Genomic DNA, 16,487 nt, shown 5'->3' with positions numbered 1-16,487 from the left:
AGGGTCCGTGGCAACCTGGCCGCATCTGACAGGCCGCCGGTCTAAAATCTCTGGCTGGTCCGCTCTGGACCGTATCCGCCCGTTTTCGGGCTTGTTCTGCGCTGCGTCATCCACCGGCAAGGCTGGCTCGACGGAAAACGATCGCATCGCTTCGCCGCCCCTATACAAAACTTTGGCCCTGATCGCCAGCGGCGTGACACACGCTATCATGGCATGAAAGCGAATAAGACGCATGAAGGTGACAGGAACAAGGGCTATGAGGGCCGCTCGGACGCTTTATATACAAGCGTATACAAAATGAAAACCCTCCTTTTGTAGAGTCTCGGGAGGCCGGTTTCCCCTTGCGGAATCATCACGAGGGCTCTCCCCGCAAGTGTTTGCGCGAAGGCACGCCTCGGTTCCCGGCCGCCCCGCAGCCCGCCCGAAACACAGGGCCGTCTGTTGCGCAGGTCCCGGGTTGCCGGTAATGCTTTTCGCATGGTCCGATTTGCCGCATGTCTTGTCTTTGCGCTTTTTTCCGCACTCCCGCTTCACGCACAGGAAGCAATGCCGGAACCTGTCGAGATCGGCGAATCCGGCCAGGACTACCTCGGAGCGATCCGGCTGCGCGGCATCGACACGGACGTCACCTACTTCGACCCTTCCGCGCCGCCGCCCGAACTGGACACCTCTCTCCAGCCGGAACGCCCGCAGGCACCGGACGCGGACCGGACGAGCGGCGAGACCGACTGGCCCGTACTGATCGTGAGCGGTGTCATTCTTGCCGCAATCCTCTATCTCTTCCTGCGCTTCGGCGGCCGTATGACCGTGTCCTTGAAGCGCGATGCCGGCAATCCCGGCCGCACCCGCCGGCAGGTCCGGACCGAGCCCCCTGCCTGGGCCCAAAAACCGGGAACCCTTGACGAGATCCTGCGCATCGAGGACCGGCGGCAGGCACTCGTGCTGCTGGCCCAGAAGGTCCTCGCCGCGACCGTGGCGGCGAACGGCGTGCTGATGCAGCGCAGCTGGACCGCGCGGGACGCTCTCCGGCACATCCCGGACGGGCAGGCACAACGGGACGCCCTGCGCGCCCTTGTCATGGCCAGCGAACGCGTGCAGTTCGGCGCCCGCGATGTGAGCGAAGACGAATTTCGCCGGCATCTGGCCGGCTGCAGGCAGCTGCTGGGTCCGGGCGCCGCATGAGCGAAACCCTCTCCCCCCGGACACCCCGGACGCTGCGCCTCGAGACGGTCATCATCGTTCTCATATGCGCCTTCGGGGCCGCCGCGTTATGGTATTTTCTCGCACAGCGGCAACAGACCCTGCGCAGCTCCCCCGCCGGTTTCGACGGCCTGCAGATCTGGCTGGCGTCCGAAGGCGTGGGGGCACAGAACTTCTTCGGCGGCTGGACGATCGACCAGACATCGATCGGTCTTCTGGTCGTGCCGGTCTACGACACGGAGCTGGACGAAACCCGCGTCACACCGTCGACCAAGCAGGAGCTGCTGCAGCAACAGGACGAATATGACCTCTCCACGCCGGTCATCACCCTCAAGGCGCAAACGGTGCCCACCCTGGTGGTCCTGCCGAAATGGCGCAGCGGGATGCGCCTGACCGGCCTTGCCCATCCCGTCCTGAAGGTCGAGCGCGAACGGCTGGCCGCGACCCTCGGCAAGATCATCGATGACATCGATCCCCGGCTCATCGACGCCAAGACTCCTTTCACCGATTTCCCCTACCGGTCTGCGGACGGAACAAACTTGCATGCCCGGATCTATGCCGCGCAGATGTTCACCGGCCGCGACTGCATCCCGATCATCGGCTCCGAAGAAGCGATGCTGCTGGCCGACTGCCCCATGCTGGCAGCCGACGGAGAGCCGGACGGCAGGATTCTCGTCCTCTCGGACCCGGACCTGCTCGACAATCACGGACTGCGTCTGGGGGACAATGCGCGAGTCGCCCTGGATGTCCTGCGCTCCCGGGCAGAGGACGGCAACGTCGTGATCGATTACAGCCGCGACTTCTGGCTGCGCGACCCGGCCAGCCAACCCGAACGCGAACGGACATGGGAGGATCTGCGCCGCTTTTTCGGCCCGCCTTTCGTGACCCTGTGGATCGGCGCCGTTCTGACCTTCCTGCTGTTTTTCTGGCGCGGAGCCCTGCGGGCCGGACCGATCCGCCCGGCAGAAACGGCAACCGGGGCCGGCAAGCTGCTTGCGGTGCGCGCAAGAGCCCGGCTGATGCGGCTGTCCGGCCAGGACGGCGCCCTGACCCGCGAATATGCCGCCGCACGGCTTTCGGCGACGGCAGCGGCGCTTTTCGGCGCCGCCCATGCCCGCCACTACGGCGGCGAAGAGGCCTTCCTCGACTCGGCCCGGCGACGGCACCCGGCGGAAGCCGACCGGCTGCGCACCATACTCAGCCGCATCCGGCAACTGCCCGCCCGTCTGCCGGCCGGCGAAGCCATCCGCCTCATCGACGAATTGGAACAGGTTCTGGAGCAAATCACCCATGACACTTGAAGCCCTGCGGCAACGCGCAGACGCCCTGAGGGCGGAAATCGGCCGCACAGTCCTCGGGCAGGACGACCTCATCGACCTGCTGCTGGTCGCCCTGTTCGCTCGCGGACATGTGCTGCTCGAAGGCCCGCCCGGAACGGCGAAGACCCTGCTGGCCCGAAGCTTCGCCGCCGTGCTGGCCCTCGATTTCGGTCGCATACAGTTCACGCCCGACCTGATGCCGGGAGACGTGCTCGGCACCTCGATCTTCGACTTCCGCACCAACGCCTTCGTCCTGACCAGGGGGCCGGTGTTTTCCCAGGTTCTGCTGGCCGATGAAATCAACCGCGCCCCGCCCAAAACCCAGGCGGCCCTTCTTCAGGCGATGAGCGAACGGACGGTCAGTATCGACGGCACCGACCATTCTCTCGGCCGCGAATTCATCGTGGTGGCCACGCAGAACCCGATAGAACAGCAGGGAACCTATCCGCTTCCCGAAGCACAGCTCGACCGGTTCCTCTTCAAGCTGGTGATCGACTTCCCCCCCGAGGACATCGAAATGGCGATCCTGCGCCAGCATGCCGCCGAACCCCTGGAAGCCGGTCTGGAAACGGATTCCCTTGCCAAGGTGCTGGACGGCGAGACGCTTGCGCAAACGCGTGCGCTGGTCGACGGCATCATTCTCGAGGACGACATCCTCGCCTATATCCTCCGCCTCATTCGCGCCACCCGGGAGAGTTCCGAAATCGCCTTCGGGGCCTCCACCCGGGCAGCGGACGCCCTCGCGGGCGCCGCCAGAGCCACTGCGGCGCTCAACGGCCGGGACTATGCCATCCCCGACGACGTCAAGCGGCTCTTCGTGCCCACCCTGCGCCACCGGATCGTTCTGGGCCCCGCCGCCGAAATCGAGGGCCGCAGCCCCGCGCAGGTCCTGGAAAACATTCTCAACCAGATCGAGGCTCCCCGCTGATCCGGCCGTCGAAAAGATTGCTCGTGCTTGCCCTGGCGGCGCTTTTCCTGTCGCTGATCGCCGTCCTGGCAGGTGGCGCGGCCCGCGCGGCAGCCGGTCTGCCGTGGATTCTCCTGGCGGTGGCGGTGGCCGGCGATCTGGCCCTGTCCTGGCGGCGCCGGCGAGATCTCGTGGTCGAGACGCCGACCGAGGTCTTTGTCGGCGAAACCGTCGCCCTGCACCTGGAAATCGACCGCGCGCCTCCGGGACTCACGGCCCGTTTCGACTGGCCGCACGGCCTGCGCGGCGGCGATGAAGCGCTTTTTGCTCCCGCTCCTGCAGGACGCGCCACGGCGGAGGTTGCCTGCCGTGCCATACGGCGTGGTGTCTGGCGCCTCGACCATGTCTGGCTGCGCTGGCTGTCGCGACTGAAACTGCTCGAATTCGTGCCACGTCTGGACGCCGGTGCGGAGATCCGCGTGGTTCCGAACATCCGCCTCGTCCAGTCCGGTCAGATCACCACAACGGTCCAGTCCAGCCTCTTCGGCGCCAAGGAGAACCGGGCCATCGGCGAAGGCTCGGAATTTCAGCAGTTACGGGACTTCGTGCCAGGCATGGACATCAAGACAATCGACTGGAAACGTTCCGCCCGCCGCCGGTCCCTGGTTGCCAAGGAACTGCGCGCGGAGCGCAACCACCACGTCATCGTCGCCCTCGACAACGGCTATCTGATGCGCGAGGAAATCGCCGGCCTGCCGAAGATAGACCACGCCGTCACGGCGGCGCTGGCCACTGCCTGGGCTGCGGCGGTCGGCGGCGACCTGGTCGGCTATTATTCCTACGACGTGAAACCGCGCACCTTTGCCGCCCCGGCCCCGGGCCGCACCGCCTTCGCAAGGCTGCGCCACTGGACGGCGGAGCTGTCCTATGTCAGCCGCGAGACCAACCATACCCTGGCCCTGAGCGAACTGAACGCGCGCACGCCGAAACGCAGCCTGATTGTCGTATTCACCGATTTCGTCGACACCACATCGGCCGAACTCCTGATCGAGAACATCGCCATCCTGGCCCGGCGCCATCTGCTGATTTTCGTCACCATCCGCGATCCGGAACTGGAGGCGCTTGTGGAGACCCCGCCCGAAGACCTGAACGGCGCCGCCACACTCGTCGCGGCCAACCAGTCGATCCACGAACGCCGCCTGGTTCTCGAGCGACTCACCCGCATGGGGGTGACCATCGTCGACGCGAAGCCGGAGGCCGTTACCGCGCGACTGATTTCGACCTATCTCGAGATCAAGGCACGGGAGCTCATCTGATGGATGGCCAGGATCTCATCCGTTCCGCACGGTTCCGCAGTGAACGCGAGGCCGACTGGCGGCGTCTCGAAACCCTGGTGCGCACCGCGGAGAGCAAGGGACTCCAGCGCATGGCCTTCGCCGAGGCGCGCGACCTGGCCGCTCTCTACCGGCAAGCGACCACTTCGCTCGCCATCGCCCGCGAAATCTCTCTCGACAAGGCTCTGCTGGCCTATCTGGAGGCCCTGACCGCCCGCGCCTATCTTTGCGTCTATGCACCGCAGGAACGGCTTGGCGGATTGCTTCGCCGCTTTCTGACCCGCGGCGCCCCCGCGGCGATGCGCCGGTCCTGGATCTTCATCCTGCTCGGCTTCCTCTTCATGACGCTCGGTGCGCTGGCCGGCTACATGCTCTATTTCGAAAACAACGACTGGTTCTATGTCTTCATGCCCTCCGAGATGGCCGATGGCCGCGGACCGAATGCGACAACCGATTCCCTGCGGGAGTCCATCTACGGTCACGACAGCGGAACATCGGGTCTGGGCGCCTTCGCGGCCTATCTGTTTTCGCACAACACGCGGATCGCCATCTTCGTCTTCGGCCTCGGCGTGTTCGCCTGCGCGCCGGCCATCCTGCTGACGTTCTACAACGGCCTCCTGCTGGGGGCCTTCCTCGCGCTTCACGTGGACCGCGGACTGGGGGTCGACCTCGCCGGCTGGCTTTCCGTGCACGGGGTCACCGAACTCTCGGCAGTCTGCATAGCCTGCGGCGGCGGCCTGCAGCTCGGTGCCGCGGTGCTCTTTCCCGGAGACCGGTCGCGCGCCGACGCCCTGCGCCACGCCGGCCGCGATGCGGTGAAACTGGCGCTCGTCGCCGCCCTCATGCTGGTCGCCGCCGCCCTTCTGGAAAGCTTCGCCCGGCAGCTTGTTCAGGATCTGACCCTGCGTTTCGTCATCGGCTGGGGCGTCGGCGCGCTCTGGCTGGCCTGGTTCGCCCTCGGCGGAAGGAAACGGTGATGATCCGGCGTCCCGGCAGCAAAAAGAGGGGCAAGGGGCCTTCTTCCGACAGGCTCGTGCCCCCGGAAGGAGTCCCCCTGACGCTGCCGGTTGCCGGCATCGGCGTGCGTATTGCCGCCCAGTCCATCGACATTGTCCTGACCTTCATCGCAGCGATCAGCCTGCTCATCCTGCTTTCCACCCTTGCCCTCTCCAGCCCGCAGTCGATGACTGCCATCGCTGTCCTGGTCTTCTTTTCCATCGGTGTTCCCTACTACATACTGGCCGAGCTCGCCTGGAACGGCCAGACCCTGGGCAAGCGCCTCATGAAGATCAAGGTCGTGGCCCATGACGGCGGGTCGCTGAGTGCTCATTCGCTCGTGCTGCGCAACCTGATGAAGGAAGCGGAGATCTTTCTGCCGGGCATGCTGCTGCTGACACTCGACATGACGTCGCTCCTCACATCGGTCACCGCGCTTGTGTGGATCGCAATCGTGTTTCTGGTACCGCTCCGCGACCGTTACCGCCGCCGCCTTGGCGACCTGATGGCCGGCACCCACGTGATCCATCTCCCGGTTCCGCTCTTGCTGAAGGATCTGGCGGTGGAAAATCCCGCGGCCGGTCATGGCGGGACGAATGTCCGGTTTCTGGCCCATCAGCTCGACCACTATGGCGCCTTCGAGCTTCAGACCCTCGAAACTCTGCTGCGCGCGCACGGCACGCCCACAGCCAGCCAGCAGACGGACGCGGCCATCGCCACGATTGTCGAGAAGATCCGCAGGAAGATCGGTTATGCGCAACCGGTCCCGCCGCAGGATCGGGTTGCCTTTCTGCAGGCCTTCTACAATGCCCAGCGCGAGCACCTCGAGCAGCGCCGGCTCTTCGGCGACCGGCGCGAGAACAAGCACTATGCCAGCACCGGCGAAGACGCCTGAGCCCCTTCCCGGTTCACTGACGCGGCTTGAGAATTCCGTATTTGTCCTTATGGTGTGAAATCCCGCACTGTCCGGGGAGACATGGCAATTGAAGTCATCCTTTTTGATATTTATTTGAAACGATTGGAGTTCCCCAATGACTGACACCCCCCTCGATCAGCCCAAGGTCGCGCTCGGCGTCGGCGCCCTGATCGGCGACAGTTTTTCGATCCTCCTGGGAAATTTTCTCAAGGTCGTCATCATCGCCTTCGTGCCCGTGCTGCTGGGCTTCCTGCTGACCGGAGGGCTGATCGGCTTCGACGCGGCACTCGGAGTGGGGGAGCCCACATTCGACAGCCCCGGCAGCTCCGCCGCCTTCGGACTGGCGTTCGTCGTGGAGATGGTGATCTACTCCCTGACGACCGCGCTTCTGGTGCAACTTGCCTATGACGCGAAACTGAACCGGCCCGTGCAGCCGGGACGCTACATCGGCCCGGCGCTGAGCGCTCTGGTGCCCGTGGCGATCCTGAGCCTGGTCGCCGGCCTCCTGGCCGGCATAGGGACGCTGCTGTTCGTCATCCCGGGTCTCTGGCTCTACGCGGTGTTTTCGGTGATGGTCCCGGCGGTCGTCATCGAACGTGTCGGGTTCGGCGGCCTCGGTCGCAGTGCCCGCCTTACCAAACAATACCGCTGGCCCATCATCGGCGCGCTTCTCCTGGCCCTGATCCTCATCATCGTCATAAACCTTGTCGTGGGCCTGGTGATCGGAATTGTCGCCGCCATCGGTGGCACCATCATTGCCGTCATCCTGTACTCGGCGCTGTCCACCATCGGAGTGGGCTACATCAGCATTCTCATTGCCCTGATCTATGCCCGCCTGCGCGAGATCAAGGAAGGCATCAGCGTCGACCAGATCGCGTCGGTTTTCGACTGAGGCCGCCCCGGGACCGCGGGGCACAGCTCCACGGTCCCGCCCGGCGCACATGGCACGCTGGCAGCTCCCGGGATGTCTCCCCGGCCTGGGCGTATTTGCCCACTTGCCAGCGCCCCTTGCCCCCCTCTAACAAGGGAGGCTCAATTCACCCACGCCGGAGCCGACCCTGAAACTCATTGCCGAAAACCTGACCATCGACCGCGGCGGACGCCGGGTGTTCGAGGATCTGTCCTTTTCCCTGAATGGTGGCAGCGCCCTGGTGGTGACCGGGGCGAATGGCATCGGCAAGTCGTCACTTCTGCGCACGCTGGCCGGGCTGGTTCCCCCAAGCCACGGCTCCATCCGTCTGGAGGGTGGCGCCGCCGACACCCCGCCCGAGGAACAGGCTCATTATTTCGGGCACCAGGACGCGGTCAAACCGGCACTGTCGGTCGAGGAAAACCTGCAATTCTGGCAGAATTTCACTGCTCCCGCCCCGGCGCCCGGCTTTTCCGTCCGGTCCGTGACGCCCCTTGAAGCGCTGGACACCCTGGGCATCGGCCATACCGCCCAGCTGCCTGCCGCGTTCCTGTCCGCCGGACAGAAACGCAGACTGTCCCTGTGCCGCCTCCTGGTGACGTCCCGGCCAGTATGGCTGATGGACGAACCGACGTCGGCCCTGGACAGGCGGTCGGAAACACAGCTTCTGGAGCTGATGAATGCGCATCTGGCCGCAGGTGGCCTGATCGTGACGGCAACCCATTCCGATCTGGCGCTTGCCGATGTGCTGCAGCTGCACCTGCAGGCCGCCGACGCGGCCGCCCTGCCCGTTGAGGATGCGCTACCATGACCTCCTGGGCGCTCGCTCTGTTCCTGCGCGATCTGCGCCTGTCCGTGCGGGTGGGCGGGAGCGCGCTTGTCGGGGTGCTGTTTTTCCTGGCCGTCGTCACCGTCATTCCCTTCGGCGTCGGCCCCGATCTCAACCTTCTGTCCCGCATCGGACCGGCAATCCTGTGGATAGGCGCGCTGCTCGCAACACTGCTGGGCCTCGACCGGCTGTTCCAGGCCGACCGGGACGACGGCACCCTCGACCTGATGCTGATGGCCGGCCGGCCGCTGGAACTGGTGGTGCTGATCAAGTGCCTTGCGCACTGGGTCGCAACGGGCCTGCCGCTGGTCGTCGCCGCCCCCCTGCTGGCCGTGTTTCTCAATCTCGAACCCCTCGCAATGGGCGCCGTCACCCTGACGCTGCTGGTCGGCACTCCGGCCCTCACGCTGATCGGGGCCATCGGCGCGGCCCTCACCGTCTCCCTGCGCCGGGGCGGCCTTCTGCTCGCTGTTCTCGTGGTACCGCTGGCAATTCCGGTGCTGATTTTCGGTGTCAGCGCCGCAGATGCCGCCATTCACGACCCGGTGCCGTTTCTCACGCCCTTCCTGATCCTGTGCGCTCTTTCGCTGATCGCAGCCGTCATCGGCCCGGTCGCCTCGGCCGCGGCGCTCCGCTTCGCATCCGACTGACGGCCCCGTCTCGGCCCCCTCGCCAACCGGCAAGAGTGGGAACAATGCGGCTCTGCGACGTTCGGCACATTGATGGCATCGCAAGACTGCAGTAAAAGCAGGCATGGCATTTTGGGATTATGCAAATCCGACGCGGTTCTTGAGGCTGGTCCAGGTGGTTCTCCCCTGGTTGACCGGTCTGTGTGTGCTGGCCTTCGCGGCCGGGTTCTACATGAGCTTCTTCGTCGCTCCGGAAGACTACCAGCAGGGTCAGACGGTCCGCATCATGTACATCCACGTGCCTGCCGCCTGGTTGTCGATGATGTGCTATTCCATCATGGCCGTTTCGTCCCTCGGCACCCTTGTCTGGAAACATCCGCTCGCTGATGTGTCCGCCAAGGCCGCCGCACCCATCGGTGCGGCCTTCACCTTCATGTCGCTGGTGACCGGGTCGCTCTGGGGCAAGCCCATGTGGGGCACCTACTGGGTCTGGGACGCCAGGCTGACCTCCGTGCTCGTGCTGCTGATCATGTATCTCGGCCTGATGACCCTCTGGCGCACGATGGACGACCCGATCAAGGCCGGCAAGGCAGCGGCGATCCTCACCCTCGTCGGTGCGCTCAATCTGCCAATCATCAAGTTTTCGGTCGACTGGTGGAACACCCTGCATCAGCCGGCCAGCGTCATGCGCATGGACGGCCCGACCATCCATCCGGACATTCTCTGGCCGCTGCTGGTGATGGCCATTGCCTTCACCCTGTTGTTTTTCGTGCTGCACCTCATGGCCATGCGCAACGAAATCCTGCGCCGCCGCGTTCGCACCCTTCGCTTGCGGGCCGCAACGTCGGCGCATCCCCGTTCCGCGACCGCAACCGCACAGCCGGCGGAGTAGATCCATGGACCTCGGCCCTCACTCGGGTTTCATCATTGCCTCTTACGGCCTTTGTCTCGTGACCGTCCTCGGCCTCATCGCCTGGGTGCGTATTGACAAGGCCATTCAGGAAAAGGCGCTCAGGGAGCTGGCCGAACAGGGCGTTTCCCGCCGGCGGCCGGACGCGGGCGGTCGATAGCCCGGATGAACACTCAAGACACAAACGCCGGCCCCGGCAAGGGGCCGCAACCGGAAACGCCGAAACGCGGCTTTCCCGTGCTGGTCCTGTTGCCGCTAGTGGTGTTCGCCGCTCTCGCCAGCCTGTTCCTGTTTCAGCTGACCCTCGGCGGCGACCCGCAAAAGATACCGTCCGCCCTCATCAACAAACCGGCACCGGATTTCACCCTCGACGCCGTTCCCGGCATCTTCAGGGACGATGTCCCCGTTCCCGGCTTCTCCCGGGACGACCTCCTCGGCAAGGTTTCCGTCGTCAATATCTTTGCCTCCTGGTGCGTGCCCTGCCGCCAGGAACATCCCCTGCTGGAGGAGCTGGCCACGGTGGAGGGCATCCAGCTCCTCGGGATCAACTACAAGGACAAGCCGGAAAACGCGCGCCGCTTCCTCGGCAGCCTCGGCAACCCCTACACCCGCATCGGGGCGGACGACGCGGGACGCACAGCGATTGAATGGGGGGTTTACGGCGTTCCGGAAACCTTCATCGTCGATGCCGCCGGCATGATCCGCTACAAGTTCATCGGTCCCCTCAGCCCCCAGACCTACCGGGACGTTTTTCTTCCCGAACTTCGGAAAATCCGGGAAGGCGGCTGACGCGCCGAAGCCTTTCAGCCGTGGTCACCGCCTCGTGACTCGCGATTGAAGGACCGATTGCATATTTTGTCGCCATCCAGAAGAGGAATTGAGCCAGATGGTGGGTGCAACGCGCCGGAGAGCGGGAACAGCTTTCCGCAAAAGTCTTATTGTCATTTCAGGAATACTCGCCCTGACCGCAGCCTGGGAGCGCGCGCAGGCCGAGCCACAAAAGGTCGTGGAACTCTTCACCAGCCAGGGCTGTTCCTCCTGTCCGCCGGCAGACCGCCTCGCGGAACGCCTGGCCCGAGAGGAAAGCGACCTGCTGACGCTCGTCATGCCGGTGGATTACTGGGATTACCTCGGCTGGAAGGACACCCTCGCCAGTCCGGTCAATTCCCAGCGCCAGCGGGCTTACGCGGCCCGCAGGGGAGACCGTTCGGTCTATACCCCGCAAATGGTCGTCAACGGCAACGAACATGTTGTCGGCAGCCGCGAAAACGACGTCCGCGCCGCCCTCGCACGCACCGACCCCTTCACCGCGACGGTCGATCTGAAGATCTCCGACATGGTCGTCCAGGCCAGAGTGAACGGCACGCTGCCTGAAAAGGCCGGAATGGCAACGGTCTACTTCGTCCACATCAAGGAAGAGGCGACGGTCGAGATCGATCAGGGAGAAAACGCCGGGCGGAAGATCCACTATGTGAATGTGGTCCGCAACCTGCAGCCCATGGGAATGTGGTCCGGCGGCGCCGAAACCTTCCGCATGCCGAAATCCAAGCTGATGCTGAAAGGCGACGCCCGCTGCGCCGTCCTGATCCAGCTGGAAGACCAGGACGGTCCAGGCACCATAATCGGCGCCGCGGTTCTGGACTGGAAAAGCGGATCCTAGAAAGGACTCTGCAGCCGACCGGCGATTGCCGGACGGATTTCGCGGGAATAAGGGACCGGGTGTCTTGTAACCCGCGCAAAAACTGCTACCCCTTGCCCCGGCCGATCCGCGCATCCGATCGGCCGGCCTCCTGCCGAAACCGGCCGGAAGTCTGAAACCGGTTGACGGCAACATGCGGGAGCATCTTGGGTTCGACCGGCGTTTCCGCCCTCGCGCAGTCTGCCCGGGCGGTTTGATCCGGGGGTATGACATGGACCTGAAGCGCAGGCTGCGGATTGCCTTTCTGAGTATCGTCGTCGGCATCGTCGTGCTCGGTCTCAAGTTTGCCGCCTATTGGCTGACCGGGTCCGTCGCGCTTTTTTCCGACGCCCTGGAAACCACCGTCAACATCGCTTCCTCGATCGCGACCCTGGCTGCCGTGTGGTTCGCGTCCAAACCCGCCGACAGCAATCACCCCTACGGGCACGACAAGGCCGAGTATTTCGCGGCCGTGCTGGTCGGCGTGATGATCGTCCTTGCGGCACTCTCCATTTTTCATGCCGCCTGGGTCGGCTTCACCGGTGGCGGAAGTCCGCAATATTCGCCGGCAGGCATCGCCATGAACCTGGCCGCCGCCCTCATCAACGCGCTCTGGGCGCGGTTGCTCATACACAATGGCAAGAAGACCAGGTCGCCGGCGCTGCTGGCGGACGGCAAACACCTGATGACGGACGTGCTCACGTCGGCCGGTGTGCTGGCCGGTGTCGTTCTGGTACTGCTGACCGGCTGGAGGCTCCTCGATCCGGCCCTCGCGGCGCTTGTCGGCCTCGCCGTGCTCTGGTCCGGCTGGGGACTGGTCAAGGAATCGGTCGGCGGCCTCATGGACGAAGCAGCTTCCGCCGACGTCCTCGACAAGATCCGCCTGCAGATTTCCGAACATGGCGAAGGCGCCCTGGAAGCCCACGACCTTCGCTCCCGCATCGCCGGAAAATCGACCTTTGTCGATTTCCATCTGGTTGTTCCCGGAGAAATGTCGGTTGAAGCTGCGCACGATATCTGCGACAGGATTGAAATCGCCATAGCCGAAGACGTTCCGGGTGCCAGGGTCACCATTCATGTGGAACCCGAACACAAGGCCAAGCACTCCGGTATTGTCGTTCTCTAGATCACGCCCTTTCCTGAAACAGGACGATCCGAAAATGCCTTCCTGGCGCCGGTTTCATGCCCAGCTTGCCGATCACATGATCCTGATTGCCGGATCGCTCTTCATGGTACTGCCGGCCTATTCCCTGTTCGCGGCAACCACCCACGCGGCCGGCTCCCCCGTGATGCTGCGGCTGGATCTGGGCACCGGCGCATTCGAGAACTACAGCCGTTTCCTGACCTCCGGCTACGGCTTTTCCGGTGACGTGACAGCGCTCACCATGCTGTGGAACTCCCTGCTGCTCGGCGCGGGGTTCGCCGGGCTGAAGGTGGTCCTGTCGCTTGTTACGGCCTATGCCCTGATCTACTTCCGCGTCCGCTTCGCGAATCTGATCTTCTCCGTCCTTCTGCTCACCCTCCTGCTGCCGCTGGAATCCCGCTTCCTGCCCACCTATGACGTCGTTGCGGACCTCGGACTGGTGAATACGCGCTCCGGCCTCATTCTGCCCCTCGTCGCCTCCGGCCTGGGAACGCTCTTTTTCCGCCAGTTCCTGCTGACCGTGCCGGACACCCTGCTGGAATCCGCCCGCCTCGACGGCGCCGGACCGCTCCGCTTCTTCAGGGACATTCTGCTGCCGCTGTCCCTGCCCACCGCCGGAGCCCTGTTTCTCGTGCTGTTCGTCACCGGGTGGAACCAGTATCTGTGGCCCGTCATGGTGACCTCCGAGGAAAGCGCCTACACGCTGGTGCGGGGCATGCAGTTTTTCGGGCGCGCCAGCCTGCCGGGCATGATGCTCGTGGTTCTGGCCGTGCTGCCCCCCGCCCTGCTTGTCATCTTGTTTCAACGACAGGTGGTTAAGGGTCTGTTCGACGGCTCGCACTAGGGCCCATGGCCATTTGGAACCCGGCCGCGGGTTTCCCGTGCCGCCGGAACCGCTTGAAAGGTAGAACCGATGGCATTTGATGCGATCCTCTTCGATTGCGACGGCGTTCTGGTCGATTCCGAAAAGATCTATGTGGACGTGGAACGCGAGTATCTGGCCAGGATCGGCCTTCACTACGAACTGGATGACTATATGAACCGGTTCCAGGGGCTCGGCAGCACGGACTACTGGGCCGCTCTCGACCAGGATCATCGGGCCCTCGGCAAGGGTGGCCTGCCCGAGAGCTTCGCGCCCGAGGTTGACGCGGCCACCATGGCGCGCATCAATCGCGACCTGTCGGAAATCAAAGGCATCAAGCAGCTGCTGCAAGCCCACACGGGTGCGCGTGCGGTCGCCTCTTCCTCCCGTGTGCACCGGCTGCGCCACAAGCTCAGGCACACGGGTCTTTTTGCCTTTTTCGACCCGCATATCTATTCCGGAGAGCAGGTCGAAAACGGCAAGCCTGCACCGGACCTTTTCCTCTTCGCCGCGAAGAAGCTCGCGGTGGCCCCCTCCCGGACACTGGTCGTGGAAGACAGCATCAACGGTGTGAAGGCAGGCCTGGCGGCCGGCATGGAGGTCTGGGGGTTTGTCGGCGGCGGCCACAGCCATGACGGGCACGCGGACCAGCTGCGGGCAGCCGGAGCCCATCGCATCGTCGACAGTCACGACAATCTGGCAAGCCTGTTGCGCGACAGCCCTCAGCTGGCCTGAAGGCGGCCGCCTTCACAAGCCCCTCGTCGATGATCCCGCCGGAGATGCTTGCGGCAATGGCGGCGGCGAAGGCGGTCGGCAAGAGGAACGTCACCAGCGCGATGATCCCGGCTTTCTACCGTATGGATCTGCTTTCGCGTCACACCAAAAAAAGAGCCCGGGGCGAACCCCGGGCTTTCCAAGTTTGCGGTCCGAGCCAACAGACCGCCTGGGAGATTTTGTGTCAGCGCATCCTGATCAGAGGCGCTGGGAGCCCACACCGAACTCCGGATAGGCTTCGACGCCGACTTCGACCTTGTCGAGCCCGAGCGCTTCTTCCTCTTCCGAGACCCGGATACCCATGGTGGCTTTCAGGATGAACCAGACGATTGCCGAAGCGACCAGCGTGAACACGCCGTAGGCAACGATACCGGTGATCTGAACGCCCCAGGAGGCATCGGTGTTGGAGAGCGGCACGATCAGCGTACCCCAGATACCTGCCAGGAGGTGAACCGGGATGGCACCGACCACGTCGTCGATTTTCAGCTTGTCGAGCATCGGCACGGCGAAGACGACGATCGCACCACCGACAGCGCCGATGAACACGGTCTGCCAGACGGACGGAGCCAGCGGCTCGGCAGTGATGGAGACCAGGCCGGCAAGCGCGCCGTTCAGGGCCATCGTCACGTCGACCTTCTTGTAGAGGATCTGCGTGAGAACCACTGCCATGACCACACCTGCGGCAGCTGCCATGTTGGTGTTGGCGAAGATGCGGGAGACATCGGAAACATCGGCGATGGTGCCCATAGCGAGCTGCGATGCACCGTTGAAGCCGAACCAGCCGAGCCACAGGATGAAGGTTCCCAGAGTTGCCAGCGGCATGGAGGAACCCGGGAACGGATGAACCGAACCATCGGCACCGTATTTGCCTTTACGGGCACCCAGGATGATCGCACCGGCAAGAGCGGCCCAGCCACCGACGGAGTGAACCAGCGTGGAACCGGCGAAGTCGGAGAAGCCCATTTCAGAGAGCCAGCCCGCACCCCACTGCCAGGAACCGGCGATCGGATAGATAAAGCCGGTCAGAAGAACGGTGAACACCAGGAACGGCCACAGCTTGATACGCTCGGCCAGGGTGCCGGACACGATCGACGCGGTCGTCGCGCAGAACACCATCTGGAAGAACCAGTCGGAGGCCGTGGAATAGCCGGTGTCGAGTGCGTCCCCGCCGACGGCGTCGAAGGCATAGGGACCGAAGGACCCGATGAAGCCGCCGTCAACACCGGTGTACATGAGATTGTAACCGGTGATCCAGTACATCAGGCCCGCAATCGAGTAGAGCGTGATGTTCTTCAGGCACTGCATGGAGACGTTTTTGGACCGGACCAGGCCAGCTTCCAGCATGGCAAAGCCAGCGGCCATCCACATGACGAGGAAACCGCCGATCAGGAACAGCAGCGTGTTGAGAATGTAGGCGACCTCAGGGGACACGGCCGGAACGGCCTCGGTGTCCTGGGCGAGTACCGGCATTACCGAGAGGCTCAGCAAGGCCAGCGTCGTCGCGCCCTTAGCGACAAGTTTTTTCATGATACGTTTCCTTACCTGAATCAAAGAGCTTCGGCGTCGGTTTCGCCGGTACGGATGCGAACAGCCTGATCGATCGAGTAGACGAAGATTTTTCCGTCTCCGATCTGACCGGTTTTCGCAGCACTGGAAATCACCTCGACAACCTTGTCGACGGAAGCGCTGTCGACAGCGACTTCGATCTTCAGTTTCGGCAGAAAGCTGACTGCATATTCGGCGCCGCGGTAAATTTCGGTGTGACCCTTTTGGCGGCCATAGCCTTTGACTTCAGTCACCGTCAGCCCCTGGATACCGATACCGGTCAAGGCATCGCGCACTTCGTCGAGCTTGAACGGCTTGATGATGGCCATCACTATTTTCATTGCTCGTTCCATTCCCCTTCTTAGCGCCCCTTCCCATCGAAGAAGCTCTGGCGACCGATCCGGAACTCGCGCCTGTTTCAAGTTCCCCTCTGGAAGGATCTTCTCAGGTCTTTGCCTTTGCCACGCTGCGTGGCCCCGGAACGGTGTCGGCCCTTACTAATCAAGGACCGTGCCAACTTTTGACTCACCTGTC

At 63.9% G+C, this 16,487-nt stretch carries 18 protein-coding genes; 16 read left to right on the top strand and 2 right to left on the bottom strand.

Translation table 11 applies throughout. From position 1 onward, the window contains the following. Positions 1-546 precede the first annotated feature (546 nt). The 16 genes from DCO57_RS23540 to DCO57_RS13465 all read left to right on the top strand — a co-directional run bounded on the left by DCO57_RS23540 (position 547) and on the right by DCO57_RS13465 (position 14,369). Positions 547-1,182, top strand: a complete 636-nt coding sequence (locus DCO57_RS23540) for a DUF4129 domain-containing protein (protein ID WP_165814738.1) — start codon at positions 547-549, stop codon at positions 1,180-1,182. Further along, a complete protein-coding gene (locus tag DCO57_RS13535; protein WP_116699432.1) occupies positions 1,179-2,501 on the top strand; it encodes a hypothetical protein in 1,323 nt (440 codons plus the stop codon). Before DCO57_RS23540 ends, DCO57_RS13535 begins: the two co-directional genes overlap by 4 nt. After that, positions 2,491-3,447 (top strand): MoxR family ATPase, encoded by a 957-nt coding sequence (locus tag DCO57_RS13530; RefSeq protein ID WP_116699431.1) that lies wholly within the window; start codon positions 2,491-2,493, stop codon positions 3,445-3,447. The genes DCO57_RS13535 and DCO57_RS13530 overlap by 11 nt, the downstream gene beginning before the upstream one ends. A 23-nt stretch (positions 3,448-3,470) precedes the next feature. After that, positions 3,471-4,742 (top strand): DUF58 domain-containing protein, encoded by a 1,272-nt coding sequence (locus DCO57_RS13525; RefSeq protein WP_208977940.1) that lies wholly within the window; start codon positions 3,471-3,473, stop codon positions 4,740-4,742. After that, positions 4,742-5,737: a stage II sporulation protein M gene (locus DCO57_RS13520; protein WP_116699429.1), complete on the top strand. Its 996-nt coding sequence runs from the start codon at positions 4,742-4,744 to the stop codon at positions 5,735-5,737. The genes DCO57_RS13525 and DCO57_RS13520 overlap by 1 nt, the downstream gene beginning before the upstream one ends. Further along, the gene (locus tag DCO57_RS13515; RefSeq protein ID WP_116699428.1) at positions 5,737-6,651 is read left to right on the top strand and encodes an RDD family protein; all 915 of its coding nucleotides are present in this window, start codon (positions 5,737-5,739) and stop codon (positions 6,649-6,651) included. The genes DCO57_RS13520 and DCO57_RS13515 overlap by 1 nt, the downstream gene beginning before the upstream one ends. 136 nt (positions 6,652-6,787) lie before the next feature. After that, the gene (locus tag DCO57_RS13510) at positions 6,788-7,564 is read left to right on the top strand and encodes a hypothetical protein (RefSeq protein WP_116699427.1); all 777 of its coding nucleotides are present in this window, start codon (positions 6,788-6,790) and stop codon (positions 7,562-7,564) included. Positions 7,565-7,730: 166 nt separating this feature from the next. Beyond that, on the top strand, positions 7,731-8,393 hold the full coding sequence (gene ccmA, locus DCO57_RS13505; protein WP_116699426.1) for a heme ABC exporter ATP-binding protein CcmA: 663 nt from the start codon (positions 7,731-7,733) through the stop codon (positions 8,391-8,393). After that, positions 8,390-9,061: a heme exporter protein CcmB gene (gene ccmB / locus DCO57_RS13500; RefSeq protein ID WP_116699425.1), complete on the top strand. Its 672-nt coding sequence runs from the start codon at positions 8,390-8,392 to the stop codon at positions 9,059-9,061. The genes ccmA and ccmB overlap by 4 nt, the downstream gene beginning before the upstream one ends. Positions 9,062-9,164: 103 nt before the next feature. Next, entirely contained in the window at positions 9,165-9,932 is a 768-nt protein-coding gene (locus DCO57_RS13495; RefSeq protein WP_116699424.1) for a heme ABC transporter permease, read from the top strand. A gap of 4 nt (positions 9,933-9,936) precedes the next feature. Beyond that, positions 9,937-10,110 carry a heme exporter protein CcmD gene (gene ccmD, locus DCO57_RS13490; protein WP_116699423.1) on the top strand — a complete coding sequence of 58 codons (174 nt, stop codon included), beginning with the start codon at positions 9,937-9,939 and terminating at the stop codon, positions 10,108-10,110. 5 nt (positions 10,111-10,115) lie between these two features. Then, on the top strand, positions 10,116-10,739 hold the full coding sequence (locus DCO57_RS13485; RefSeq protein WP_116699422.1) for a DsbE family thiol:disulfide interchange protein: 624 nt from the start codon (positions 10,116-10,118) through the stop codon (positions 10,737-10,739). 97 nt (positions 10,740-10,836) lie between these two features. Continuing rightward, complete coding sequence (locus DCO57_RS13480) at positions 10,837-11,610, top strand: DUF1223 domain-containing protein (protein WP_116699421.1); 774 nt, start codon at positions 10,837-10,839, stop codon at positions 11,608-11,610. 250 nt (positions 11,611-11,860) lie between these two features. Beyond that, a complete protein-coding gene (locus DCO57_RS13475; RefSeq protein WP_116699467.1) occupies positions 11,861-12,754 on the top strand; it encodes a cation diffusion facilitator family transporter in 894 nt (297 codons plus the stop codon). A 34-nt stretch (positions 12,755-12,788) separates the two neighbouring features. Beyond that, entirely contained in the window at positions 12,789-13,616 is an 828-nt protein-coding gene (locus tag DCO57_RS13470) for an ABC transporter permease subunit (protein ID WP_116699420.1), read from the top strand. Between the two features lie 69 nt (positions 13,617-13,685). Next, complete coding sequence (locus tag DCO57_RS13465; protein WP_116699419.1) at positions 13,686-14,369, top strand: HAD family hydrolase; 684 nt, start codon at positions 13,686-13,688, stop codon at positions 14,367-14,369. Positions 14,370-14,606: 237 nt separating this feature from the next. On the opposite strand, the gene DCO57_RS13460 is transcribed toward DCO57_RS13465, so the two are convergent. Further along, positions 14,607-15,935: an ammonium transporter gene (locus DCO57_RS13460; RefSeq protein ID WP_116699418.1), complete on the bottom strand. Its 1,329-nt coding sequence runs from the start codon at positions 15,933-15,935 to the stop codon at positions 14,607-14,609. Positions 15,936-15,955: 20 nt separating this feature from the next. Next, positions 15,956-16,294, bottom strand: coding sequence for a P-II family nitrogen regulator (locus tag DCO57_RS13455; RefSeq protein ID WP_165814737.1), 339 nt, complete (start codon positions 16,292-16,294; stop codon positions 15,956-15,958). Positions 16,295-16,487: the final 193 nt, after the last annotated feature.

This window comes from Labrenzia sp. 011 (assembly GCF_003075075.1).
GTDB lineage: Bacteria > Pseudomonadota > Alphaproteobacteria > Rhizobiales > Stappiaceae > Roseibium.
The sequence above is the reverse complement of the archived record's forward strand: the minus strand, read 5'-3'. Positions and strand labels throughout refer to the sequence as shown.

Coding starts and splice junctions, on each gene's coding strand:
- DCO57_RS23540 (WP_165814738.1), top strand. CDS start 547: ATGCCGGAACCTGTCGAGATCGGCGAATCCGGCCAGGACTACCTCGGA.
- DCO57_RS13535 (WP_116699432.1), top strand. CDS start 1,179: ATGAGCGAAACCCTCTCCCCCCGGACACCCCGGACGCTGCGCCTCGAG.
- DCO57_RS13530 (WP_116699431.1), top strand. CDS start 2,491: ATGACACTTGAAGCCCTGCGGCAACGCGCAGACGCCCTGAGGGCGGAA.
- DCO57_RS13520 (WP_116699429.1), top strand. CDS start 4,742: ATGGATGGCCAGGATCTCATCCGTTCCGCACGGTTCCGCAGTGAACGC.
- DCO57_RS13515 (WP_116699428.1), top strand. CDS start 5,737: ATGATCCGGCGTCCCGGCAGCAAAAAGAGGGGCAAGGGGCCTTCTTCC.
- DCO57_RS13510 (WP_116699427.1), top strand. CDS start 6,788: ATGACTGACACCCCCCTCGATCAGCCCAAGGTCGCGCTCGGCGTCGGC.
- ccmB (WP_116699425.1), top strand. CDS start 8,390: ATGACCTCCTGGGCGCTCGCTCTGTTCCTGCGCGATCTGCGCCTGTCC.
- DCO57_RS13495 (WP_116699424.1), top strand. CDS start 9,165: ATGGCATTTTGGGATTATGCAAATCCGACGCGGTTCTTGAGGCTGGTC.
- ccmD (WP_116699423.1), top strand. CDS start 9,937: ATGGACCTCGGCCCTCACTCGGGTTTCATCATTGCCTCTTACGGCCTT.
- DCO57_RS13485 (WP_116699422.1), top strand. CDS start 10,116: ATGAACACTCAAGACACAAACGCCGGCCCCGGCAAGGGGCCGCAACCG.
- DCO57_RS13480 (WP_116699421.1), top strand. CDS start 10,837: ATGGTGGGTGCAACGCGCCGGAGAGCGGGAACAGCTTTCCGCAAAAGT.
- DCO57_RS13475 (WP_116699467.1), top strand. CDS start 11,861: ATGGACCTGAAGCGCAGGCTGCGGATTGCCTTTCTGAGTATCGTCGTC.
- DCO57_RS13470 (WP_116699420.1), top strand. CDS start 12,789: ATGCCTTCCTGGCGCCGGTTTCATGCCCAGCTTGCCGATCACATGATC.
- DCO57_RS13465 (WP_116699419.1), top strand. CDS start 13,686: ATGGCATTTGATGCGATCCTCTTCGATTGCGACGGCGTTCTGGTCGAT.
- DCO57_RS13460 (WP_116699418.1), bottom strand. CDS start 15,935: ATGAAAAAACTTGTCGCTAAGGGCGCGACGACGCTGGCCTTGCTGAGC.
- DCO57_RS13455 (WP_165814737.1), bottom strand. CDS start 16,294: ATGAAAATAGTGATGGCCATCATCAAGCCGTTCAAGCTCGACGAAGTG.